This window comes from Flectobacillus roseus (assembly GCF_030056595.1).
Classification (GTDB): domain Bacteria; phylum Bacteroidota; class Bacteroidia; order Cytophagales; family Spirosomataceae; genus Flectobacillus; species Flectobacillus roseus.
Genome location: NZ_JASHIF010000010.1, coordinates 86,637 through 106,002, shown reverse-complemented (window position 1 = coordinate 106,002; position 19,366 = coordinate 86,637). Strand labels below are relative to the sequence as shown.

Genomic DNA, 19,366 nt, shown 5'->3' with positions numbered 1-19,366 from the left:
CTTTTGTGTGGTTGGCTGTTTTTAGACAGCTATTAAAACCTAATTTTGCTCAATTTCAAATTCAAATATATCTTTCAAATGCCCTAACATACGACTTTCTACTTCAGCCATTTCTATCTCGCGACCTACTTCTAAGGCAATAGAAGTCACAGCTTTGTCGTCGATGCCACATGGCACAATATGAGAGAAATAGCTCAAGTCGGTGTTTACATTCAATGCAAAACCGTGCATAGTTACCCAGCGACTAGCTTTTACGCCCATTGCACAGATTTTTCGAGGATTTTTTTGTTCGACATAATCAATCCACACGCCTGTAAGCCCATCTATTCGCCCTGCTTCGATACCATAATCTGCACAAGTACGAATCACGGCTTCTTCCATAAAACGCATGTATCGATGAATATCAGTAAAGAAATTTTCTAAATCAAAAATCGGATAACCCACCAACTGACCGTAACCATGATAGGTAATGTCGCCTCCTCTGTTGATTTTAAAATACTGGGCATGATACTTCTCCAAGCCTTCGTCGTCCAACAATAAATGTTCTGGCTTTCCACTTTTCCCTAGCGTATATACATGCGGATGCTGGCAAAACAAAAGATAGTTAGGCGTCGCCTTGGGAGTTTCCTCAGGGCTAATTTTACGGTTTTGTAGTTTAATCTCGACTATTTCAGCATGGAGTTTTTCTTGATAATCCCAAGCTTCTTGGTAATCTATTACTCCTAAACTCTGAAACTTTACTTTTTTATGCTGTTCCATTTTTCACAACACTGTTCTTTCTAGTGCCAAAGAAATTTAAAGTAAAAAATATTTATTTTCTTATCAAACAACAAACCCTAGTAGATAATTCAATGGCCGAACACCTAGACACTGGTCGCGAAGCAGAAGACTTGGCAGCGTCCTATTTAATCGACAAAGGCTACGAAATTGTAGCCCGAAATTACCGTTATGGTCATGCCGAAGTGGATTTAATTATCCGAAAAGGCATTTTTTTAGTCTTTGTTGAGGTAAAATCCCGCAAGAATGTCAAATTCGGAATGCCCGAAGCAGCCGTTAGTAAACTCAAAGTTTCGCTAGTAAAACGTGCCGCTGATTTTTATGTTTACAAAACCAATTGGCACAAACAAATACGATTTGATGTCATTTCGATTGTTTTTCGCTCAGATGGTTTCGAAATCAAGCACTTTGAAGATGCCTTTTATTAGATGTTAGCAAAAGGAGCAAAGCGTATTTACAAAACTTTGCTTTGTTCCTTTTGGTTAGGTTTAAGCTATTTTTCCAAGATAAAAATCATTCTTGGCGATGTTTCTATATCAAAAGCATTGAGGTGATAATCCCCAAAAATTTGTTTGAGTTTTAGTCCCGCCGCAGAGAAGTAATGTTGAAAATCCGTCAGTGAAATAGCCTGTACTTTTTCATGAAAGTGATACTCATGACCCTCATCCTTAAAATCTATATCTTTGATGATAAAGCCATCTTGTAAGGTTTTAGTTATCTCAAAACGAATACCGTCAATTTCTTTTACCTGAAAAGGTAGCAATTGTCTTTTCACGTATTCTGTATTGAAAAAATCCATTACAAAAATACCTCCTTTGCGCAGGTTGCGAGCTGCCGCCTGAAATGCCTTGATATTCTCGTCGTGATTTTCGAGATACCCAAAACTTGTAAATAGGTTTAGGATAAAATCGAAATATCTTTCTTCAAAAACTTCACGCATATCGTGCACAAAAAAATGAAGATGTGCATTTTCGTAAATTTTAGCAAAAGCAATACTCTGTGGAGATAAGTCAACGCCTGTTACCTCAAACCCTTTTTGATTGAGATAAATAGCGTGACGCCCCTTACCACAGGCCAAATCCATAATATGATGTTCTGGCTGAATTTGTAAATACGATGATAGTTGGTCCATAAAAAGCTGAGCTTCCTTGTCATCACGTTCTTTGTACAGAATGTGATAATAAGGGGAATCAAACCACGAGCTAAACCATTCTTTCGTCATCATTGTAAATGTTTGTTACTGGTGAATAGTTATCTGCTATCGGGAAAATTGATAAAATTCCTATGATAACGTCATTACTATTTTACTTAAGTATTAATGCAAACTAAAATTGCATTAATACGCTCTAGGCTATAAGCCGTAGGCATTAGGCAAGCACAACATATTGCTTATGGCATATAGCTTAATGCCTATTGCGAGAAAAATTTATTTAATTTTTGAGCTTTGGGCTTTCAGGTATGGGCATTCGGCAAAAACATATCTATCGTTACTAAAAACATTTTAACACTCTTTGCCTAGTGCCTGTTGCCTTGTGCCTAATACAAAAAATATAATTCTGCGCAAAACCTTAAGATTGTTGAGTAATTAACCTGAAGCTATTTTTACAATCTTAAAGCGTCATGATTGGTCAAGAAATCTTGGTAAGCCAAACCAATTCCCTCTTCTAATTCAATTTTATGTTTCCAACCATAACTATGTAGTTTTGACACATCCATCAATTTGCGTGGTGTACCATCTGGTTTGGAGGTATCCCATACTAATTCACCTTCAAAACCTACTACATTTTTTACGGTATTGGCCAATTCTTTGATGGTTACGTCGGTACCAGTTCCGATATTTACCAACTCACGTTCGTTGTAATTTTCCATCAAATATAAACACGCTTCTGCCAAATCGTCAGCGTGTAAGAACTCGCGCATTGGCGAGCCTGTACCCCAAAGTGTTACGTTAGGAGCGCCATTGATTTTTGCCTCATGAAATTTACGAATCATTGCAGGCAATACGTGAGAGTTTTGCAAGTCGTAATTATCATTTGGACCATACAAATTGGTAGGCATTGCCGAAATAAAATTACAGCCATACTGATTGCGATATTCCTCACACATTTTGATACCTGCAATTTTGGCAATAGCATAAGGCTCATTGGTATATTCTAAGTAGCCACTCAACAAATATTCTTCTTTCAGAGGCTGAGGAGCCAATTTTGGATAAATACACGAAGAACCCAAAAACATCAATTTCGTAACCTTGTTCACATAAGCACTGTGAATCACATTGTTCTGAATCGACAGGTTTTCGTACAAGAAATCGGCACGATAAGTGTTATTAGCTACGATACCGCCCACTTTGGCAGCAGCAAGGAATACATAGTCAGGTTTTTCGGCAGCAAAAAAATCAGCGACTGCCTGTTGGTTGCGTAAGTCTAATTCTTTAGACGTACGAAGCAGAAAATTGGTATATCCTGCTTTTTGTAATGCTCGTAAAATGGCAGAACCCACCATTCCACGATGTCCTGCTACATAGATTTTTGCGTCTTTTTCCACGGGTTAATTGATTATTGATGTTCTGGAAAACAGAATCATTTCCAGCGATTTATATCTTAAATAACATTTTTTTGTAAAACAAAAGTTTACAAATATCTCTTAAATTCAGGAGTTCTACTAGAAGGCTTTCTGTTGAAATTTGGATAACAAGATTTCTCTTCCTTCTTTTGTTTAAAAATAAATAAGCAATTTTTTCGTTTGCAAAAGTAATAGATTAGCCTTTGACTACGTGCTACCCATGAGAAGTTTATCCTTTCCCTCTACTTTTATCTCATTGATTTCCATCTTACTACTTCATAGTACTGTAACTTGTATTGCCCAACAAAAAGACGAATTTAAGTCGAGTAGTAAGCCCAAAACCGATACTACTGCTCGCAAAAAGGGTATTTTGGGTGGACTGATTCAGACAGATGTGCTCGATAATATCAAGAATGCGAAGAAGACTATTTCGGATGTAAAAGACGATATAAAAAATAATAAAGAAAAAGCCGAAGAGTTTTCGACTGACTTGAGCAGTGACCTTGGTCTGAAAGTAAAGAAAGACGCCAAGAAAAGTAAAAAAGTCAAAAAAGCTCCCAAAGATGAGTATTCAGGAATCAAGTTTGAACGCCGTATTGGCGAATATGGTACAGGAAACCGATTTACGGTGGAAGAAATCAATGTACTAAGAAACCCAGACGAAGCTACTCCAAGCATTTACGCCAAAGAAATTTGGTGGTATGACCCCAAACTACGTCGTATTACTAACACCCCACGCAAAGACTTAGATTATGGCGAAGTATGTCATGGTCCTTTCAAGAAATATATCAATGATGAATTAGTAGAAGAAGGATTTTTTTATGTTGGGGTAAAAGATGGACGTTGGGAAACTTACAACCAAGAGTATATTCTTTTGTCAAAAGATAAATACAAAAATGGCTTTCCAGCAGAATCCCATTTTTCGTATTATGACAAAGAACAAAAGAAATTAAAAGAAGTAATACCTGTAAAATTTGGAAAAGTAACGGGTGAATATCGTGCTTTTTACGATGGCGGACAGCTCAAAGAAGAAGGAAAATTTGAAGATAGCATTAAAGTGGGTCGTTGGAGAGAATATCATCAATTTGGTGCTATGGGTCGTCTGAAAAAAGAAACGATGTATCCCAAAGATAAATTCGAAAAAGGCGAGGCAGTTGTTCTTCAAGAAAGAGATAACACTGGCAAATTGATTTATGAAGCACCAAAACAGCAAAAACGTAAGGTTGAGGATGACGATAATTAGCGTATAGTATTTTGAGTTTTGACTGTAGCGTTAAAAATATTTTTTGAGCCTAAGGGGTATCCCTTAGGCTTTTTGTATTTTATCCTGACAGCATAGCGTTGAAATAGGTTATAATTCTATTTGTAAAAGATTACCTTCAGCTAAGAATACTAAATTGCAGATAGGCTGTTAAATTGCTATTCAAATGATTTTAGGATGTCAAAATATGGAAACCATATTTTACCTCTGCATATTTCGTTACATAAAACAAGCTCATGGAAAATCTTCAGCAACATATTGATTCTATTATGCAAAAAGCCGCTGAGGCTTTTAAAATATATCGTAAAGTTTCGGGAAAAGAGAAAGCTCTATTTCTCAGAACTATAGCACAAAACATCTTGGATTTGGGTGATAGTTTAATCCAAATAGCCCATCAAGAAACCAATATCTCAGAAGCTCGACTCATTGGTGAGCGCACACGAACTTGTTTTCAGCTCGAAACCAATGCTCGTTTGTTAGAGGAAGGTTCGTGGGTTGAGGCTCGTATTGATACAGCTTTACCCGATCGTCAGCCGATGCCTCGTCCAGATATTCGCAAAATGTTGATTCCGATTGGACCTGTAGTTGTTTTTGGCGCCAGCAATTTTCCTTTTGCTTATTCTACGGCTGGCGGCGATACCGCTTCGGCTTTGGCTGCTGGTTGTCCAGTTGTGGTAAAAGGTCATCCAGCACACGCAAAAACCTCCGAAATGGTCACAGAAGCTGTTTTAAAAGCTGTTTCAGCTTGTGGTTTGCCAGATGGTACATTTGCACACGTGGCAGGTCACAGTTTTGAAGTTGGTCGCGCATTGGTATTACACCCTGTAACCAAAGCAGTCGGATTTACGGGGTCGCTCAATGGAGGAAAGGCTCTTTTTGATTTAGCCAACCAACGTCCCGAGCCGATTCCTGTATTTTCAGAAATGGGTAGTATCAATCCAGTGGTGTTGATGCCTCAAAAACTCAATGCTGAAGCCTCACAGGTGGCTATTACGTATGCCAATTCGATTACTTTGGGCATGGGGCAGTTCTGTACCAATCCTGGGCTAATTTTGGCAATAGATAATCCCGATTTGGATACTTTTATCGAATCGCTTAGCCAAGCCGTTGAACAAGTAGCGCCAGCCGCTATGCTCAATGCAGGTATTTATCAAAATTTTGAAGGAAAAAGAACTGTAGCTTTATCGCAAGAAGGTGTCAAAACAGAGGTAGAGTCTTTAATTGAAAAGACAGGCATCATTCAGGCTATTCCAACAATAGCCTCAGTGTCGAGTAGTATATTTTTAGAAAATCCTACTTTACATCAAGAAGTATTTGGGCCTTATTCATTGATTGTAAAATGTACCGATTTAGATAACTTATTGCAGGTAATCGAACATTTAGAAGGTCAACTGACCGCTACCTTGATAGCGACTGAGGAAGAGTTACAAGAGAATCCAGCCATTATTGAAACACTGAGAAATATCTGTGGTCGGTTGATTTTTAATGGTGTGCCTACGGGTGTGGAAGTATGTTATGCTATGCAACACGGAGGACCTTTTCCTGCCACAACCGATGCTCGTTTTGGGGCGGTTGGTCCCGACGCTATCAAACGTTGGGTGCGACCAGCAAGTTTTCAAAATTTTCCAGAAAACCTATTACCAGCCGAACTGCAAAGTCAAAATCCGTTGAATATCTGGAGAATTGTCAATGATGAATGGACGAAATAGATATTAGTGCTGAATTATATTTAAGTTTTGTGTTTTAGGGACAAGGCAACAGGCACAAGGCAAAGAGTGTTGAAATGTTTTTTAGTAACAATAGATATGTTTTTGCCGAATGCCCAAAGCTGAAAGCCAAAGGCTCAAAATTAAATTTTATTTTACCTACTGAATTTACTGAAATTAATTACCAACTATCAATAACAATGAAAAAACGTCTGATTACCTCTCTGCTTTTAGGTCTTTCATGTATGACTTTTGGACAAAAAAAGAGTGATACAAAAGAATGGGAGCAACTATTTAATGGAAAAAACTTAGATGGCTGGGACATCAAAATCCGCCATTATGACTTAAACGACAACTTTGCCAATACGTTTCGAGTAAAAGACGGAAAACTGGTTGTGTCGTATGATGGTTACGACAAGTTTGATGAAAAATTTGGTCATATTTTCTACAAAAAGAAATTCTCCAATTACATCATCGCGACTGAGTATCGTTTTGTAGGCGAGCAAGCGCCAGAAGGACCAGGATGGGCCTATCGTAATAGCGGTATTATGCTTCACTGTCAGCCAGCTGCATCGATGGGTAAAGACCAAGATTTCCCCATTTCGATTGAAGTACAATTGCTAGGTGGCTCAGGTAAAGGCGAACGCACTACGTGTAACCTTTGTACACCAGGTACCAATGTAGAAATGAATGGCAAGTTATTTACGCCACACTGTATCAACTCCAAATCAAAAACATACGATGGAGACCAATGGGTAAGAGCCGAAGTGATGGTGTTGGGTGATTCATTAGTGAGACATTATGTCAATGGAGAAATGGTTTTGGAATATCAAAAACCACAAGTAGGAGGGGGCAATGTAGATGCTTATAACCCTGCCTTCAAACCTGATGGAAAATTATTGAACGAAGGATATATTTCACTCCAAAGCGAAAGCCATCCTGTAGAGTTCCGCAAAGTTGAAGTGTTACAACTAGAAGGGTGTATGGATCCTAAGGCATTGAATTATAAGTCTTATTTTATCAAATCTTTACCTAATACGTGCAAATACGCTAAGAAAAAAGGGAAAAAGTGATAAAGTAATAGTGACAAAGTATTAAAGGGACAAAGGCACAAAGTGTAGAATATATTTTCACTTTGTGCCTTTGTCTCTTTATGCCTTTGTTACTCTCTAAGCTATTTCTTCTTTTCTCTGAGTGATTTTGCGATTTTTACGGCTGTCATAATCAGTACTGCAAAAACTAATAAACCAACTACACCCCAAATCCAATCTATGGTATTTTTTAGGATTACTAGGAAAACTATGGCAAAAAGGAATATCGTCGCTACTTCGTTATAAAGTCTTAATTGAAAACTGGTAAAGCGAAATTTTCCTTCTCGAAGTTCAAAAATGATTTTTCGGCAAAGAAAATGGTAAATCAAAAGTCCTATTACAAAGCTTAATTTAAGATGTAACCAGCCATGTTGTGCGAAACTATCCCACCAAGACCAATATACCAACGTTGCACCCGAAATAAGGGTTAACCACATAGCGGGAACCATGATGGCATTGAACAAAACCTTTTCCATCTTCTTGAACTGCTCTTGGATAATATCTCGTTCGAATTCAGGCTTTGTATTGGCTTCGGTATGATAAACAAATAAGCGTGGCAAATAGAATAATCCAGCAAACCAGCTCACTACAAAAATGATATGTATGGCTTTGATATGGTTATAATCCATTTCTGACTAGCGTTTGTATGATTTGAATAAACTCAACCATTTCATCTGTAAAACACCAAAAATCGCCTCCTTAAAGATATTTGCAGACATTTTTGATTCTCCTTTAGTTCGGTCGGTAAAAATAATTGGAACTTCTTCGATTTTGAAGCCATATTTCCAAGTAGTAAACTTCATTTCTACCTGAAAGGCATACCCCACAAAACGAATTTTATCAAGATTGATAGTTTTTAAAACGGTATCACGATAGCATTTGAATCCTGCGGTAACATCCATGATGGGCATTTGGGTAATGAAACGTACATAATATCCTGCAAAATAAGACATCAAAACACGTCCCATCGGCCAGTTTACGACATTGACACCTTTGATATAACGAGAACCAATCGCCAAATCTGCTCCTCCCGTTGCGCATGCATCGTACAAGCGAACTAAATCATCTGGATTATGTGAAAAATCGGCATCCATTTCAAAAATATATTCAAAACCACGAGCCAAAGCATATTTGAACCCATGGATATAGGCGGTTCCTAGTCCTAACTTACCTTTTCGTTCTTGCAAATGAAGTCTTTCACCATATTGCACCTGTAATTCTTTTACCTTGAGTGCAGTCCCATCAGGAGAACCATCATCCACAATTAACAAATCAAACCTTGGTTCCAGACTCATTACTTTGTGAATAATAGCTTCAATATTTTCAATTTCGTTGTACGTTGGGATAATAACGATACGGTTGTTCATTGATAAAACGATTTTTATGGCTCTTTCTCAAATCTCTAGAGCGCTAAGTTTTTGTATTAGTAGAATAGATTTAACGCTAAAATAAGTCCAAATGTATTGTTTCTCTTCAATGTTACTAAAACTTATTTTAAGTACTTTTTAAAAGGTGTTTGAAAATCTTGTGCATTGACACCAGCTTATAATACCATTTTTAGATTGGCTTTTTGACAGTATCAGGCTTTGATGTACGCTGTTTCTTTAGATAACGTTCATTTTTAGCTTCTAAATCTTTCACAACTTTTTCATACATAGCTTTAAATTGCTCTGGTCGAGCCACATAATATTTAAAGCTTGCACGGTAAATAGCCGTATCAATACTGTATTTCTTAAAAATTTCTTTTTCTAGTACCTGATAGACAACCAACGCCGAATCAGCGCTGCCCATGTGTAAATTATTCACTTGGTTTTCAGCGATATGTACCTCTTCCAAAAGGGTTATCATCTTGTCTTCTGGAATCAAATTATCGGGTTTATCGGATGCACTACATGCCGATAAAAGCCCTATCAGTAGAAGAATTCTTGCTCTCACATTTCAAAATTACAGGGATTTTAGGTAGTTTTAAAGCAATTCTTGGATAATTAGGAATTATTAACACTTTTATCTACAAGTACTTGGTTCACTTTATAAAAGTGTGAACTCCTTTCAGCATTTCGAGTTATTTCACTTAATCAGAAATAATTTCATCTACTCAGAAGGCTATGAACCCACAGGCTTTTTTAGCGAAATTACATAAATTTGAAATTCGTATTCGCAAAGCGGTTACTTCCCAAATGCGAGGTAACTTCAACTCTGTGTTTAAAGGTTCTGGACTAGAATTCAGCGACTTACGCTTATATCAATATGGCGACGACGTTCGACTCATCGACTGGAATACCACCGCTAAAGGGCACGGAACTTTTGTCAAAATCTTCAAAGAAGAAAAAGAACAAACCGTTTTCTTTATGGTCGACGTGAGCGCTTCGCAAGATGTAGGGCGTTCTGATCGTTCAAAATTAGATACCGCCAAGGAAATTTGTGGCGTTCTTACACTATCTGCCATCAAAGAAGCTAGTCATGTAGGATTGCTGTGTTTTTCGGACCAAAAAGAAAAGTACATCAAACCTGCCAACACGCTCAAACATGGCTACAGAACGATTTTGGAGCTATTCAAACTCAAACCTGAGTCTGCTGGAACCAACCTCAAGAAAATGATTTTGTTTGGGTTGGAAGTTCTCAAGCGCCGTAGTCTTATTTTTATCGTATCAGACTTTATTGATACTGGCTACGAGGAAAACCTTAAGGCACTTGCTCGAAAACATGATTTGGTGGTAATTCATTTGTATGATCAGCGGGAAACTAATTTACCGAGATTAGGCATTATTCCTGTTTTTGATACTGAAAGCAGAAAAACCATATGGGTCAATGCATCCTCTAGCTGGTTTAGAAATCGAATGAAAAACCTTTTTGAAGATAACTCCAAAACACTAGAACAACTTTGTAAGCAAAATAAAGCCAATTATTTATCTATTGATGCCTCAGAAGACTATGTAAATAAGCTCATCAAGTTATTTAAAGTGAGAAAAAAATAAGTAGGCAAAACTGTTATGAAGCTATTATCCTCTCCAAATATCTATCGTTATGCCAAGCAATTTGGTATGATATGGGCTTTGTTTTTAGCTCATACATCAGCTTGGACGCAGGTAAAAGGTAAATTTATAGAGGATAGTATTGGCATTGGTATTCCTGTCAAATATGTTTTAAGCTTTAAGCATCCAGAAAAATTTGATGTTTTCTTTCCTGATTCTACCTACAACTTTGCGCCATTCGAGCTAGTCAAGAGAGAATATACTCCAACTGTTACTCAAAAAGGCATTAGTCTCGACAGTGTAATTTATACCTTGATTTCGTTTGAAGTAAAACCTGTTCAAAAACTTCAATTACCTGTTTATATCCGCACTACTAGCGACTGTACCAAGGTAATGCCACTGGAAGATTCGGTTTACTTTCAATCCATGATTCCAACCAAAGCCCCAATAGATACCTTACGCCTCAAAATGGATTCTCAGCCGATTCATTTGACGCAACAAGCCAATTACCCTTTAACAATTATGGTTTTTATGGGCTTGGGAGCATTTGGTATGATTATTTTTTGGTTGTTTGGGAAACCCATCAAACGGCAAATTAAGCTTTTCCAATTTCGCAGAAGATTCGACGAGTACCAACGTGTTTTTCAGCGACTTAGCAAAGACACCAATGAACTCAATCGAAGGTTAGAAAACGTAGAAAAAGCACTAGTACTTTGGAAAAAATACATCGAACGTCTCGAAGAAAAGCCCTTTACCACATTTACGACCAAAGAAATTCTCGATAATATCAAAGATGCTCGTTTGCCAGAAGCTCTTCGAGAAATTGACGCAACAATTTATGGAGGTAACTTTTCCAAAAAAACAGTTTCATCATTAGCCATTTTACAAGAACTAGCCGAAGGTCTTTACCGCGAGCATCGCCAAGACCTTATCGATAGTCCAGTTTAATGTTGGCTTGATTTCTTTCAATTCGACATTCATTTCTCAGCAATTAGTAGCACATGGAGGCTTGGTATTCAAAATATTGGTTTAGTATTCAAACCCTTTCATCCTTTGAATGGGCACAACCGTTTTATCTATATTGTATCCCTGCCATACCTTTTTTGTTTATTATTCGTAACTGGATTGTTGGCAACAATGTCCAAAAACTCAACGTAGCATTCCCTGCACAGCAATTTCGCTCTAGCTGGATAAGTGCCTTACGTTTTGTGCCTGGGTTATTACTTGTTTTGAGTATTATGTTAATTTTAGTAGCCCTAGCTCGTCCTCAAAGGGCTATTTCTACGCAGGAAGAAGTTTCGGAAGGTATCGACATCATGTTGGCATTGGATATTTCTGCTTCAATGGAGGCTACTGATATTCCTCCTAGTAGATTGGTGGTTGCCAAAAAAGTTGCCAAAAAGTTTATCGAAGGGCGTTTTCAGGATAGAATTGGCATGGTCATTTTTGCGGGAGAACCTTTTTCTCTTTGTCCCCTCACCAATGATTATGATATGCTCAAAGATTATATCGATGAAATACATCCTTCCTTGATAGCAACCTCAGGTACTGCGCTGGGCAATGCATTGGGTATGTGTATCAACCGAATGAGAGAAATTACCTCTAAATCAAAAGTGATTATTTTGCTTTCAGATGGAGACAACACTGCTGGAAATCTCGACCCTGCACTTTCGGCACAAATGGCACGTGCATTTGGCATGAAGCTATACACGATTGCTGTGGGCTCAAACAAAATCAATACCGAAAAAGTAGATGAAAGTGCTCTCAGGAATATTGCTTCAATTGGTAATGGTAAATTTTTCCGAGCGACCGATGCGCGTTCTTTGGAGAATATTTTTAAAGAAATCAATCGTTTAGAAAAAGTAGAAATCAAGCAGAATCGATATAAGAATCTACGTGATTTCTACCATAATTATCTTCGTTGGGCAATTATGTTATTATTGCTCTCTTTTGCGTGTAAAAACACTTTTATGGGTAATATTTTGGAAGATTAAGGCCCTAATCTTATTCCAACAACGCTATTACATCATCTTTGCTTAGCGATTTTACAAAGTGTTCCTCAGTCGTAATAAGCTCCGAAGCGAGTTTTTGTTTATTTTGTTGTAATGACAAAATCTTTTCTTCCACTGAATTTTTGGTAATAAACTTATAAGTAAATACCGTTTTTACTTGTCCAATGCGGTGAGCTCTATCTACTGCTTGCGCCTCGATAGCTGGGTTCCACCAAGGGTCCAAAATAAACACATAATCCGCCGCAGTAAGGTTGAGTCCCAAACCGCCCGCTTTTAAAGAAATCAAGAAGATTTTTACGTCATCATTTTCTTGAAACAATTGTACCTGAGCTTGACGATCATAGGTACTTCCATCCAAATACGCATAGCGACGTTTTTCGTTGTCTAGTCGCTCTCTAAACAAATCCAAGTGTTTTACAAATTGACTAAATATTAACACTTTGTGTCCTTCCTCTAAGACTGTTTCGAGTTTTTCTAATACATCATCTAATTTGCCCGAATCGCCATCGTACTCATGATCGGTGAGACGTGGGTGATTGGCTATTTGACGAAGTTTGGTCAAACCTTGCAAAACTACCATTTGTGATTTTGCCATCCCTTCGGTATCTATATGCTCCAAGATAAGATTACGATAATAGGATTTTGCCTCTTCGTATTCTTTTTCCTGTAATTCTGTCATTTTTGCATAATGGATACTTTCGATTTTGGGTGGTAGTTCGGTAGCCACTTGCGATTTATGCCTTCTCAGCATAAAGGGCTTGATAATCGAATAAAGGCGCTGTATCTTGAGTTCATCGCTTTTCTTTTCAATTGGAATTTGAAATTCGTTTTTGAAAAAATGTTGCGTACCCAACAATCCAGGGTTTACAAAGGTCATTTGCGACCACAAATCCATGGTACTATTTTCGAGCGGTGTACCAGTCAACACCAACCTGTGTCGAGTATTCAACTGCATGACAGCTTTGGTAATAAACGATGAAGGGTTTTTGATAGACTGAGATTCATCTAAAATAGCATAATGGAAACGATAATTTTTGAGTATATCTATATCAATCCGTACGATGCCATACGAAGTTAAAATCACGTCATAATTGTCAAATTGCTCAATATTTTTATCGCGATATGTTCCCGTATAGGTCAAAACTTTGAGTTCTGGGGCAAATTTGCGTGCTTCTGCCTCCCAGTTATAAATCAGAGAAGTAGGCATGACTAACAACGATGGACTGGCGACACCACTTTCTTTTTGAGATTGTAAAAGTGCTAAAGTTTGAACGGTTTTCCCCAAACCCATATCATCCGCCAAACAACCACCAAAGTTGTAATCATTTAAAAAACGCATCCAATCATAACCCGCTTTTTGGTAGGGGCGAAGATTTCCTGCAAAACCCTTTGGAACTGAATATTCTTGAATTTCTTCAAAATCGCGTAGCTTTTGCAGTTTTCGACTCATGATTGTTGTCGCCAGCGAATCACGTTCCATATCTTGCACCAAAGACAAATGATGCTTTTTCAGGATAAAACCATCATTGTGATGATGCTCAACGAATGCAAATAGCTCTGAATATTGCGTAAACCAAACCTCAGGAATGACTGCAATTTCGCCATTGGGTAAAGCAAATTCTTTCTTTCGCTGAAGAATCAAATTACGGAGTTTTAAGAATGGTATTTCAAAATCTCCAAATTTTACCAAAGTATGAATATCAAACCAGTCGTTGCCTTCAGTGATAGTAACCTCGATTTTAGAATAACCCAAAAAGTATTTCTTTCCGTCGGATTCTACCTGTTGAGAGATTTCAAAACCCGCTTCGATTAGCTGTGGGTAACTAGCTTGTAGCCAAGAAAAAGCTTCCGTTTTGGGTAAAAGTATTTTGCCATTCTTGAGGCTCATGTTCAAATTTTGTAACACTTTTAGCTTCTCTTTCTCGAGGGGCAAATCTCTTTTTACTTTATGGAAAATATAATCATCACCCTTTTTTTCCATACTTACATTGGACGATGCCGAGAAACTATCGAATCGAAAGGTATATTTTCCGTACTGAAAAGCTAGACTCAAAACAACTTGTGTTTCGCTGGTATCTTCTTCTGTCGCACTTGAATCGCTATCCACAAGCACCAGTTGACTTTTCGTTTTTTGTTCTGAAATACTCAACACAGGCACACAACGATAGTTTTCGGAATGAATCTCAAATCCTTTTGCATATACATCAAACATCGTAATGATTGATGTTACGAATTTTCGATAGTAATCCTCTTCAATACTTTTCGGAATAACAATGAACTTTTTGTTGAGAAAAGGACGTAGCTTTTTGCCATCCACGTCTTTTTCAAAATGGTATAATCTGTTTTCCAAAATCATCCACGCAGGCTCTTCGCAAACGATAAAGGCATTTTTGTACTGAAAATCTACTTTCTGTCCTGCATATTTAATCGTTGGAAAATAGTGTGTATTGTCCACATTGCGCATAAAATGAAATAAAACTGTTGCCTTTTCTGGCAGTACTTCCACTTTTTGCCACACAGGATTACCATCACTTCCCATAATGAAAAGCTGCTTATTGAGCAACAAAGGCATGATTTCGGCTTTGACACGCTCGTTATAATCGGTAATTAACTCTTGAAGTGCTTTATCTCCTTTTTGGACGTCATACGTTTTTAGGAAAAAATCTACAATAGTCCGCTTTTTGGTTCCCCCAAATTTTTTGAAGATAGCATCCTGCTGAATCGAGTCGATAAGTTTGACCAACTTAAAGTCATTTTCATCAGGCTGATATTCGGTAAGACCTTCGCAAAATTCACGGATATTTTTAGTAGATATATTTTGATTCAGTAAAGTAAGTTCGCCTTTGGCGTCCAATTGTACTACAAAAGCCTCAAATAAATATCCAAGATACTCATGACTCAGTATCGTATAGATAATTTGAAAAGGCTGTGTTGTAGAAACTTTCATACGATTTACAAGTTGTTTAAGTCCTTGAGGACTCTCAAAGACATCTGTTAATGTTATAAACTTTAAGCTGATTGGCTCTCAGTAAGGAAGACGAAACCTATCAAACTCATTTTAGTAGATTCGGAGGCGAATAGCTACAATCAATCTTTAAACTTTGGGCAGTTGATGAAAATTTTGGCTATTAGGTTTGTTGGTATTTCAAATGACTATTGACAGCCATGTAATTCTTTTATTAACATTTAGAAAGCTTTCAAAAGCAGTGTATTAAACTCAAAATGATTAAATTCTGAATTTGTCTGAATAGTAAATATAAATAAAATCAATTAAATAGCACGATTTATAGCACTAATTTGAGTTTATGGAAATATTTTTTTGTATTCTAAAAAATCAGTCACCATTGCCACAAAAAACAAATTCCTGTAAAAGAAATTCTTTTACAGGAATTTGGGTACTCACCTTCTTAAGTTATACGCAATGTTTATCTACTCTTACGACGTAATTTTTTGGTTTCTGATATCAGCTTTTTAGCTTCGTCATGCTGGCTAGATTTACGTTCGGAATCGTCCAATACTTCCTTGAAATAATCAATCGCCTTGTCATAATCTTTTTCCATAGAAGCAATTTTACCTAAAGTCAGTTTCGACGAAAGATAATACCCAGATTTTGTAGAATTGGTTAAAGTAGCAAAATCAATGGTTTTTTGGTAATATTTCTTTGCTTCCGCATAATCACGGTTATAATTGAAGGCATAATACCCCAAAATATAGCTTGCATAGCGTCCGCTTACACCTTCATAGCCAGGGTAGTGCTCCTCGATTTTTTGTAAAATACTTTTGGCTTCTTTTTCTGCTTCTGCCACACGACCTGCTACAAATGCCGAACGAGCATGAAAACGATGAAAGAATGGATTATCAGGATAGGTCTCATGGGTATATTTCGACAACTCATAAGCCTTTTCATTCATATTTTCCATGCCATAAATCTGAAGCAAGAAATAACGTGCTTCGGTACGCGTATAAAAGGCATTATAGCTTACTTTTTCTAGCTGACCAATACCTTTTGGCTTATCGCCTTTTGGAAATAACCAAAGCACTGGGCGAAGCAAAGGGTAATTATCTTTGACATACTGGAAGTAATAATTATACAAACCATCGCCAAACATCAATTCTGGGCTAAAGTCAGAGAAGCTCCTTGATTTATCTAGATATTTTAAGGCATTTTTGGCCGCCAAAGTTGCCTTTGTCCAATGTTTACGCTCTGAATGCAAACGACCTTTAAAAGCATACGCTGCTGCCATAAAGAAGGCAGCTTCGGGGTTTTCGGTATCATCCCAAATCACTTCTGCTTTTCTGATACTTTCGTCCATATATTCCAAACACTTTTCGTCGTAGAGTACGTTGTCGGTGTTAGGCACAATTTTCCACCATTCCATCAAGCCCAACAAAAAATCAGGTAGAGGATGATTAGGATGTTTGATTTTCAAATAATTAAATTCTCTTTCTGCTTCGTAAAATTTAAAATTATACATGTGATTGATGGCCGTGGTAGCCTCAATCTGCACCTCTGTAGTCAGCAAAAGCATTCCTTTCGAACGCTCTTGTTCGGCTTTTTCGGTATCTTTCCACCATTGAGCTTGGCTCGTATTGATGACCAATAATACACTACACAAAAAAGCAATTAGGGACTTCATCGTATTCACTTGGCTTGGTTGATTGAGTTGGTTTATTTTTCGGATTCAAAATTATCACACTTTTGAAGATATATCGTCCTGTTATCCACAATTAGTCGGTGAATATTGGAATTAACCTTCCTTAGGCATACAACAATCAGTGGGAGGCTTGCAAGCTACTCAAGTAGTTAACGTAAATCTTATTTGAAATATTAAAAACTAATTAAAAAATTTCTTCAAAATCTTGAATATTGCCTGATAGACAGTAATTTCACTTTTTGATTTATTCTATTATAACGAGACCAATCCGATGAAACCAATCATCCAACTTCACGACAAACAGTTCGAAATTTTTATTAAGCAAGAAATCATTGAGGATAAAATACGCCAAATGGCACAAGAAATCAATAAAGATTATGAAGGCAAATGTCCGATTTTCTTAGCGATTTTGAATGGATCTTTTCTATTTGCTGCCGAGCTCATGAAGTCTGTATCTATCGATTGTGAAATCACGTTCTTGCGTGTTTCATCTTATCACTCGACCACTTCGACAGGGAAAATAACAGAAGTATTAGGTTTAAAAGAGGACATCACCGATCGTGATGTAATTATTCTTGAAGATATTATCGATACAGGGCTTACTATGGCGAAAATACAGGAACAACTATTAGGTAAAAATCCGAAATCTCTAAAAGTTGCTTCTTTATTCCAAAAACCAGAAGCACTCAAAACTCCGATTGACATAGCCTATTTGGGCTTTGAGCTTGAAAATCGTTTTGTATTAGGTTATGGACTAGACTACGATGGTTTAGGAAGAAATTTACCAGATTTGTACGTTTTACATGAAGCGTAATAAGCTTATCAGGTAATTTTCCATAGATATTTAGTGGGTTGTGAATTGTGAATTAGTGATTTTATAAAATTTGTGTTTTAGCATGAGAGACACAAATCATTAGTCTCTATGTGTAAAATTCAAATAGAAATATTCACTAATTCACAATTCACTCATTCACAATTCACTAACTCACCATTACCTACGCAATCATATCAAATCCACAGTATGGTACCAATGCTTTTGGAATACGAATACCTTCTGGTGTTTGGTTATTTTCGAGAATAGCTGCCAAGATACGTGGTAAAGCCAATGCCGAACCATTAAGCGTATGCAACAACTGAGACTTTCCTTCAGTTTTCATACGAAGTTTCAAACGGTTAGCTTGATATGTTTCGAAGTTTGATACAGAACTTACTTCTAACCAACGTTTTTGTGCACCAGAGAATACCTCCATATCGTACGTCAAAGCAGATGTGAAGCTCATATCGCCACCACAAAGACGAAGCACACGGTATGGCAATTCTAACTTTTGCAACAAACCTTGTACGTGCAATGACATTTCTTCCAAAGCCGCATAAGAATTTTCAGGCTTTTCGATACGTACAATTTCTACTTTATCGAATTGGTGCAAACGGTTTAGTCCACGAACGTGAGCGCCCCAAGAACCCGCCTCACGACGGAAACATGGTGTATAACCAGCATTTTTAACAGGCAATTCTGCCTCTTGCAAAATTACATCACGATACAAGTTGGTAATAGGCACCTCAGCCGTTGGAATCAAATACAAATCATCTACAGTTGCATGATACATTTGTCCATCCTTATCAGGTAATTGACCAGTACCAAAGCCAGAATCCTTGTTAATCAAGATAGGAGGTTGTACTTCGGCGTAACCCGCAGCAATAGCTTCGTCCAAGAAAAAGTTAATCAACGCACGTTGGATACGAGCACCTTTTCCTTTATACACTGGAAAACCAGCCCCTGTGATTTTATTTCCTAATTCAAAGTCAATAATATCGTATTTCTTAATCAAGTCCCAGTGAGCCAAAGCATCTTCAGCAAGTGTTGGGATAGAGCCATTTTCGAGAATTACTTCATTTTCTTCTGGAGTTTTACCCTCTGGAACACTGCTATGTGGTAAGTTTGGCAAAGTTACCTGTACCTCATAAAGCTCAGATTCGATAGATTTTAACGTCTCATCCAACTCTTTAGAGCGAGCTTTCAAGGTAGAAGTTTCAGCTTTAGCAGCTTCCGCTTCCTCTTTTTTTCCAGCTTTCATCAAACCACCAATCTCTTTGGCCAAAGCATTTGACTTAGCAAGAGTGGAGTCTAGCTCATTTTGGGTTTCGCGACGCTTATCATCCAACGCGATGATTTGTTCAACGGCTTCTTCAGCATTTTTAAAATGCTTCTTTTTCAAGCCAGTAATAGTGGCTTCTTTGTTTTCCTTGATTTGTTGAATTTGTAACATGGATTCTATTTATCTATCGAGCTTTGCCATCAATCGCTCTATATCGTGTTTAATTTTTTGAGC

17 protein-coding genes are annotated in these 19,366 nt (G+C 37.4%); 8 read left to right on the top strand and 9 right to left on the bottom strand.

Going from position 1 to position 19,366, the window contains the following annotated elements; genetic code table 11:
- Positions 1–39: 39 nt before the first annotated feature.
- Positions 40–759 carry a lipoyl(octanoyl) transferase LipB gene (gene lipB, locus QM524_RS12980; RefSeq protein WP_095160970.1) on the bottom strand — a complete coding sequence of 240 codons (720 nt, stop codon included), beginning with the start codon at positions 757–759 and terminating at the stop codon, positions 40–42.
- Positions 760–782: 23 nt separating this feature from the next.
- On the opposite strand from lipB, the gene QM524_RS12975 reads away from it, so the two are divergent.
- Positions 783–1,205: a YraN family protein gene (locus QM524_RS12975; protein ID WP_310586451.1), complete on the top strand. Its 423-nt coding sequence runs from the start codon at positions 783–785 to the stop codon at positions 1,203–1,205.
- Positions 1,206–1,270: 65 nt separating this feature from the next.
- Here the strand turns inward: QM524_RS12975 and QM524_RS12970 are convergent, their stop codons facing one another.
- Together QM524_RS12970 and fcl are read right to left on the bottom strand one after the other, a co-directional pair.
- Complete coding sequence (locus QM524_RS12970) at positions 1,271–2,002, bottom strand: SAM-dependent methyltransferase (RefSeq protein WP_283344929.1); 732 nt, start codon at positions 2,000–2,002, stop codon at positions 1,271–1,273.
- Between the two features lie 377 nt (positions 2,003–2,379).
- Positions 2,380–3,321 (bottom strand): GDP-L-fucose synthase, encoded by a 942-nt coding sequence (fcl, locus tag QM524_RS12965; RefSeq protein ID WP_166550921.1) that lies wholly within the window; start codon positions 3,319–3,321, stop codon positions 2,380–2,382.
- Between the two features lie 238 nt (positions 3,322–3,559).
- On the opposite strand from fcl, the gene QM524_RS12960 reads away from it, so the two are divergent.
- The 3 genes from QM524_RS12960 (at position 3,560) to QM524_RS12950 (ending at position 7,379) form a co-directional block, all read left to right on the top strand.
- Positions 3,560–4,582 carry a toxin-antitoxin system YwqK family antitoxin gene (locus QM524_RS12960; protein ID WP_283344928.1) on the top strand — a complete coding sequence of 341 codons (1,023 nt, stop codon included), beginning with the start codon at positions 3,560–3,562 and terminating at the stop codon, positions 4,580–4,582.
- Between the two features lie 254 nt (positions 4,583–4,836).
- Positions 4,837–6,309: an aldehyde dehydrogenase (NADP(+)) gene (locus QM524_RS12955; protein WP_283344927.1), complete on the top strand. Its 1,473-nt coding sequence runs from the start codon at positions 4,837–4,839 to the stop codon at positions 6,307–6,309.
- Positions 6,310–6,506: 197 nt separating this feature from the next.
- Positions 6,507–7,379, top strand: coding sequence for a 3-keto-disaccharide hydrolase (locus QM524_RS12950; protein WP_283326378.1), 873 nt, complete (start codon positions 6,507–6,509; stop codon positions 7,377–7,379).
- Between the two features lie 101 nt (positions 7,380–7,480).
- On the opposite strand, the gene QM524_RS12945 is transcribed toward QM524_RS12950, so the two are convergent.
- The 3 genes from QM524_RS12945 to QM524_RS12935 all read right to left on the bottom strand — a co-directional run bounded on the left by QM524_RS12945 (position 7,481) and on the right by QM524_RS12935 (position 9,332).
- A complete protein-coding gene (locus QM524_RS12945) occupies positions 7,481–8,026 on the bottom strand; it encodes a CopD family protein (protein ID WP_283344926.1) in 546 nt (181 codons plus the stop codon).
- A 6-nt stretch (positions 8,027–8,032) separates the two neighbouring features.
- Positions 8,033–8,764 (bottom strand): polyprenol monophosphomannose synthase, encoded by a 732-nt coding sequence (locus tag QM524_RS12940; protein ID WP_095160964.1) that lies wholly within the window; start codon positions 8,762–8,764, stop codon positions 8,033–8,035.
- Between the two features lie 190 nt (positions 8,765–8,954).
- On the bottom strand, positions 8,955–9,332 hold the full coding sequence (locus QM524_RS12935) for a DUF4296 domain-containing protein (RefSeq protein ID WP_141234688.1): 378 nt from the start codon (positions 9,330–9,332) through the stop codon (positions 8,955–8,957).
- A gap of 170 nt (positions 9,333–9,502) precedes the next feature.
- On the opposite strand from QM524_RS12935, the gene QM524_RS12930 reads away from it, so the two are divergent.
- The 3 genes from QM524_RS12930 to QM524_RS12920 are packed head-to-tail and all read left to right on the top strand — an operon-like array spanning position 9,503 to position 12,363.
- On the top strand, positions 9,503–10,372 hold the full coding sequence (locus QM524_RS12930; RefSeq protein WP_166580270.1) for a DUF58 domain-containing protein: 870 nt from the start codon (positions 9,503–9,505) through the stop codon (positions 10,370–10,372).
- 15 nt (positions 10,373–10,387) lie between these two features.
- Entirely contained in the window at positions 10,388–11,317 is a 930-nt protein-coding gene (locus QM524_RS12925; protein ID WP_283344925.1) for a hypothetical protein, read from the top strand.
- Positions 11,318–11,370: 53 nt separating this feature from the next.
- Positions 11,371–12,363 carry a VWA domain-containing protein gene (locus QM524_RS12920; protein WP_283344924.1) on the top strand — a complete coding sequence of 331 codons (993 nt, stop codon included), beginning with the start codon at positions 11,371–11,373 and terminating at the stop codon, positions 12,361–12,363.
- Positions 12,364–12,373: 10 nt separating this feature from the next.
- On the opposite strand, the gene QM524_RS12915 is transcribed toward QM524_RS12920, so the two are convergent.
- Positions 12,374–15,328: a DEAD/DEAH box helicase gene (locus QM524_RS12915; protein ID WP_283344923.1), complete on the bottom strand. Its 2,955-nt coding sequence runs from the start codon at positions 15,326–15,328 to the stop codon at positions 12,374–12,376.
- Positions 15,329–15,806: 478 nt separating this feature from the next.
- Complete coding sequence (locus QM524_RS12910; RefSeq protein ID WP_283344922.1) at positions 15,807–17,018, bottom strand: tetratricopeptide repeat protein; 1,212 nt, start codon at positions 17,016–17,018, stop codon at positions 15,807–15,809.
- 289 nt (positions 17,019–17,307) lie between these two features.
- On the opposite strand from QM524_RS12910, the gene hpt reads away from it, so the two are divergent.
- Positions 17,308–17,850: a hypoxanthine phosphoribosyltransferase gene (gene hpt / locus QM524_RS12905; RefSeq protein ID WP_310586450.1), complete on the top strand. Its 543-nt coding sequence runs from the start codon at positions 17,308–17,310 to the stop codon at positions 17,848–17,850.
- 181 nt (positions 17,851–18,031) lie between these two features.
- On the opposite strand, the gene serS is transcribed toward hpt, so the two are convergent.
- A complete protein-coding gene (serS, locus tag QM524_RS12900; protein ID WP_283344921.1) occupies positions 18,032–19,303 on the bottom strand; it encodes a serine--tRNA ligase in 1,272 nt (423 codons plus the stop codon).
- Between the last annotated feature and the right edge of the window lie 63 nt (positions 19,304–19,366).

What these genes read in the sequence shown, in the direction of transcription:
- lipB (WP_095160970.1), bottom strand. Translation starts at nt 759, where the DNA reads ATGGAACAGCATAAAAAAGTAAAGTTTCAGAGTTTAGGAGTAATAGAT.
- QM524_RS12970 (WP_283344929.1), bottom strand. Translation starts at nt 2,002, where the DNA reads ATGATGACGAAAGAATGGTTTAGCTCGTGGTTTGATTCCCCTTATTAT.
- QM524_RS12960 (WP_283344928.1), top strand. Translation starts at nt 3,560, where the DNA reads ATGAGAAGTTTATCCTTTCCCTCTACTTTTATCTCATTGATTTCCATC.
- QM524_RS12955 (WP_283344927.1), top strand. Translation starts at nt 4,837, where the DNA reads ATGGAAAATCTTCAGCAACATATTGATTCTATTATGCAAAAAGCCGCT.
- QM524_RS12950 (WP_283326378.1), top strand. Translation starts at nt 6,507, where the DNA reads ATGAAAAAACGTCTGATTACCTCTCTGCTTTTAGGTCTTTCATGTATG.
- QM524_RS12945 (WP_283344926.1), bottom strand. Translation starts at nt 8,026, where the DNA reads ATGGATTATAACCATATCAAAGCCATACATATCATTTTTGTAGTGAGC.
- QM524_RS12940 (WP_095160964.1), bottom strand. Translation starts at nt 8,764, where the DNA reads ATGAACAACCGTATCGTTATTATCCCAACGTACAACGAAATTGAAAAT.
- QM524_RS12930 (WP_166580270.1), top strand. Translation starts at nt 9,503, where the DNA reads ATGAACCCACAGGCTTTTTTAGCGAAATTACATAAATTTGAAATTCGT.
- QM524_RS12925 (WP_283344925.1), top strand. Translation starts at nt 10,388, where the DNA reads ATGAAGCTATTATCCTCTCCAAATATCTATCGTTATGCCAAGCAATTT.
- QM524_RS12920 (WP_283344924.1), top strand. Translation starts at nt 11,371, where the DNA reads ATGGAGGCTTGGTATTCAAAATATTGGTTTAGTATTCAAACCCTTTCA.
- QM524_RS12915 (WP_283344923.1), bottom strand. Translation starts at nt 15,328, where the DNA reads ATGAAAGTTTCTACAACACAGCCTTTTCAAATTATCTATACGATACTG.
- QM524_RS12910 (WP_283344922.1), bottom strand. Translation starts at nt 17,018, where the DNA reads ATGAAGTCCCTAATTGCTTTTTTGTGTAGTGTATTATTGGTCATCAAT.
- hpt (WP_310586450.1), top strand. Translation starts at nt 17,308, where the DNA reads ATGAAACCAATCATCCAACTTCACGACAAACAGTTCGAAATTTTTATT.
- serS (WP_283344921.1), bottom strand. Translation starts at nt 19,303, where the DNA reads ATGTTACAAATTCAACAAATCAAGGAAAACAAAGAAGCCACTATTACT.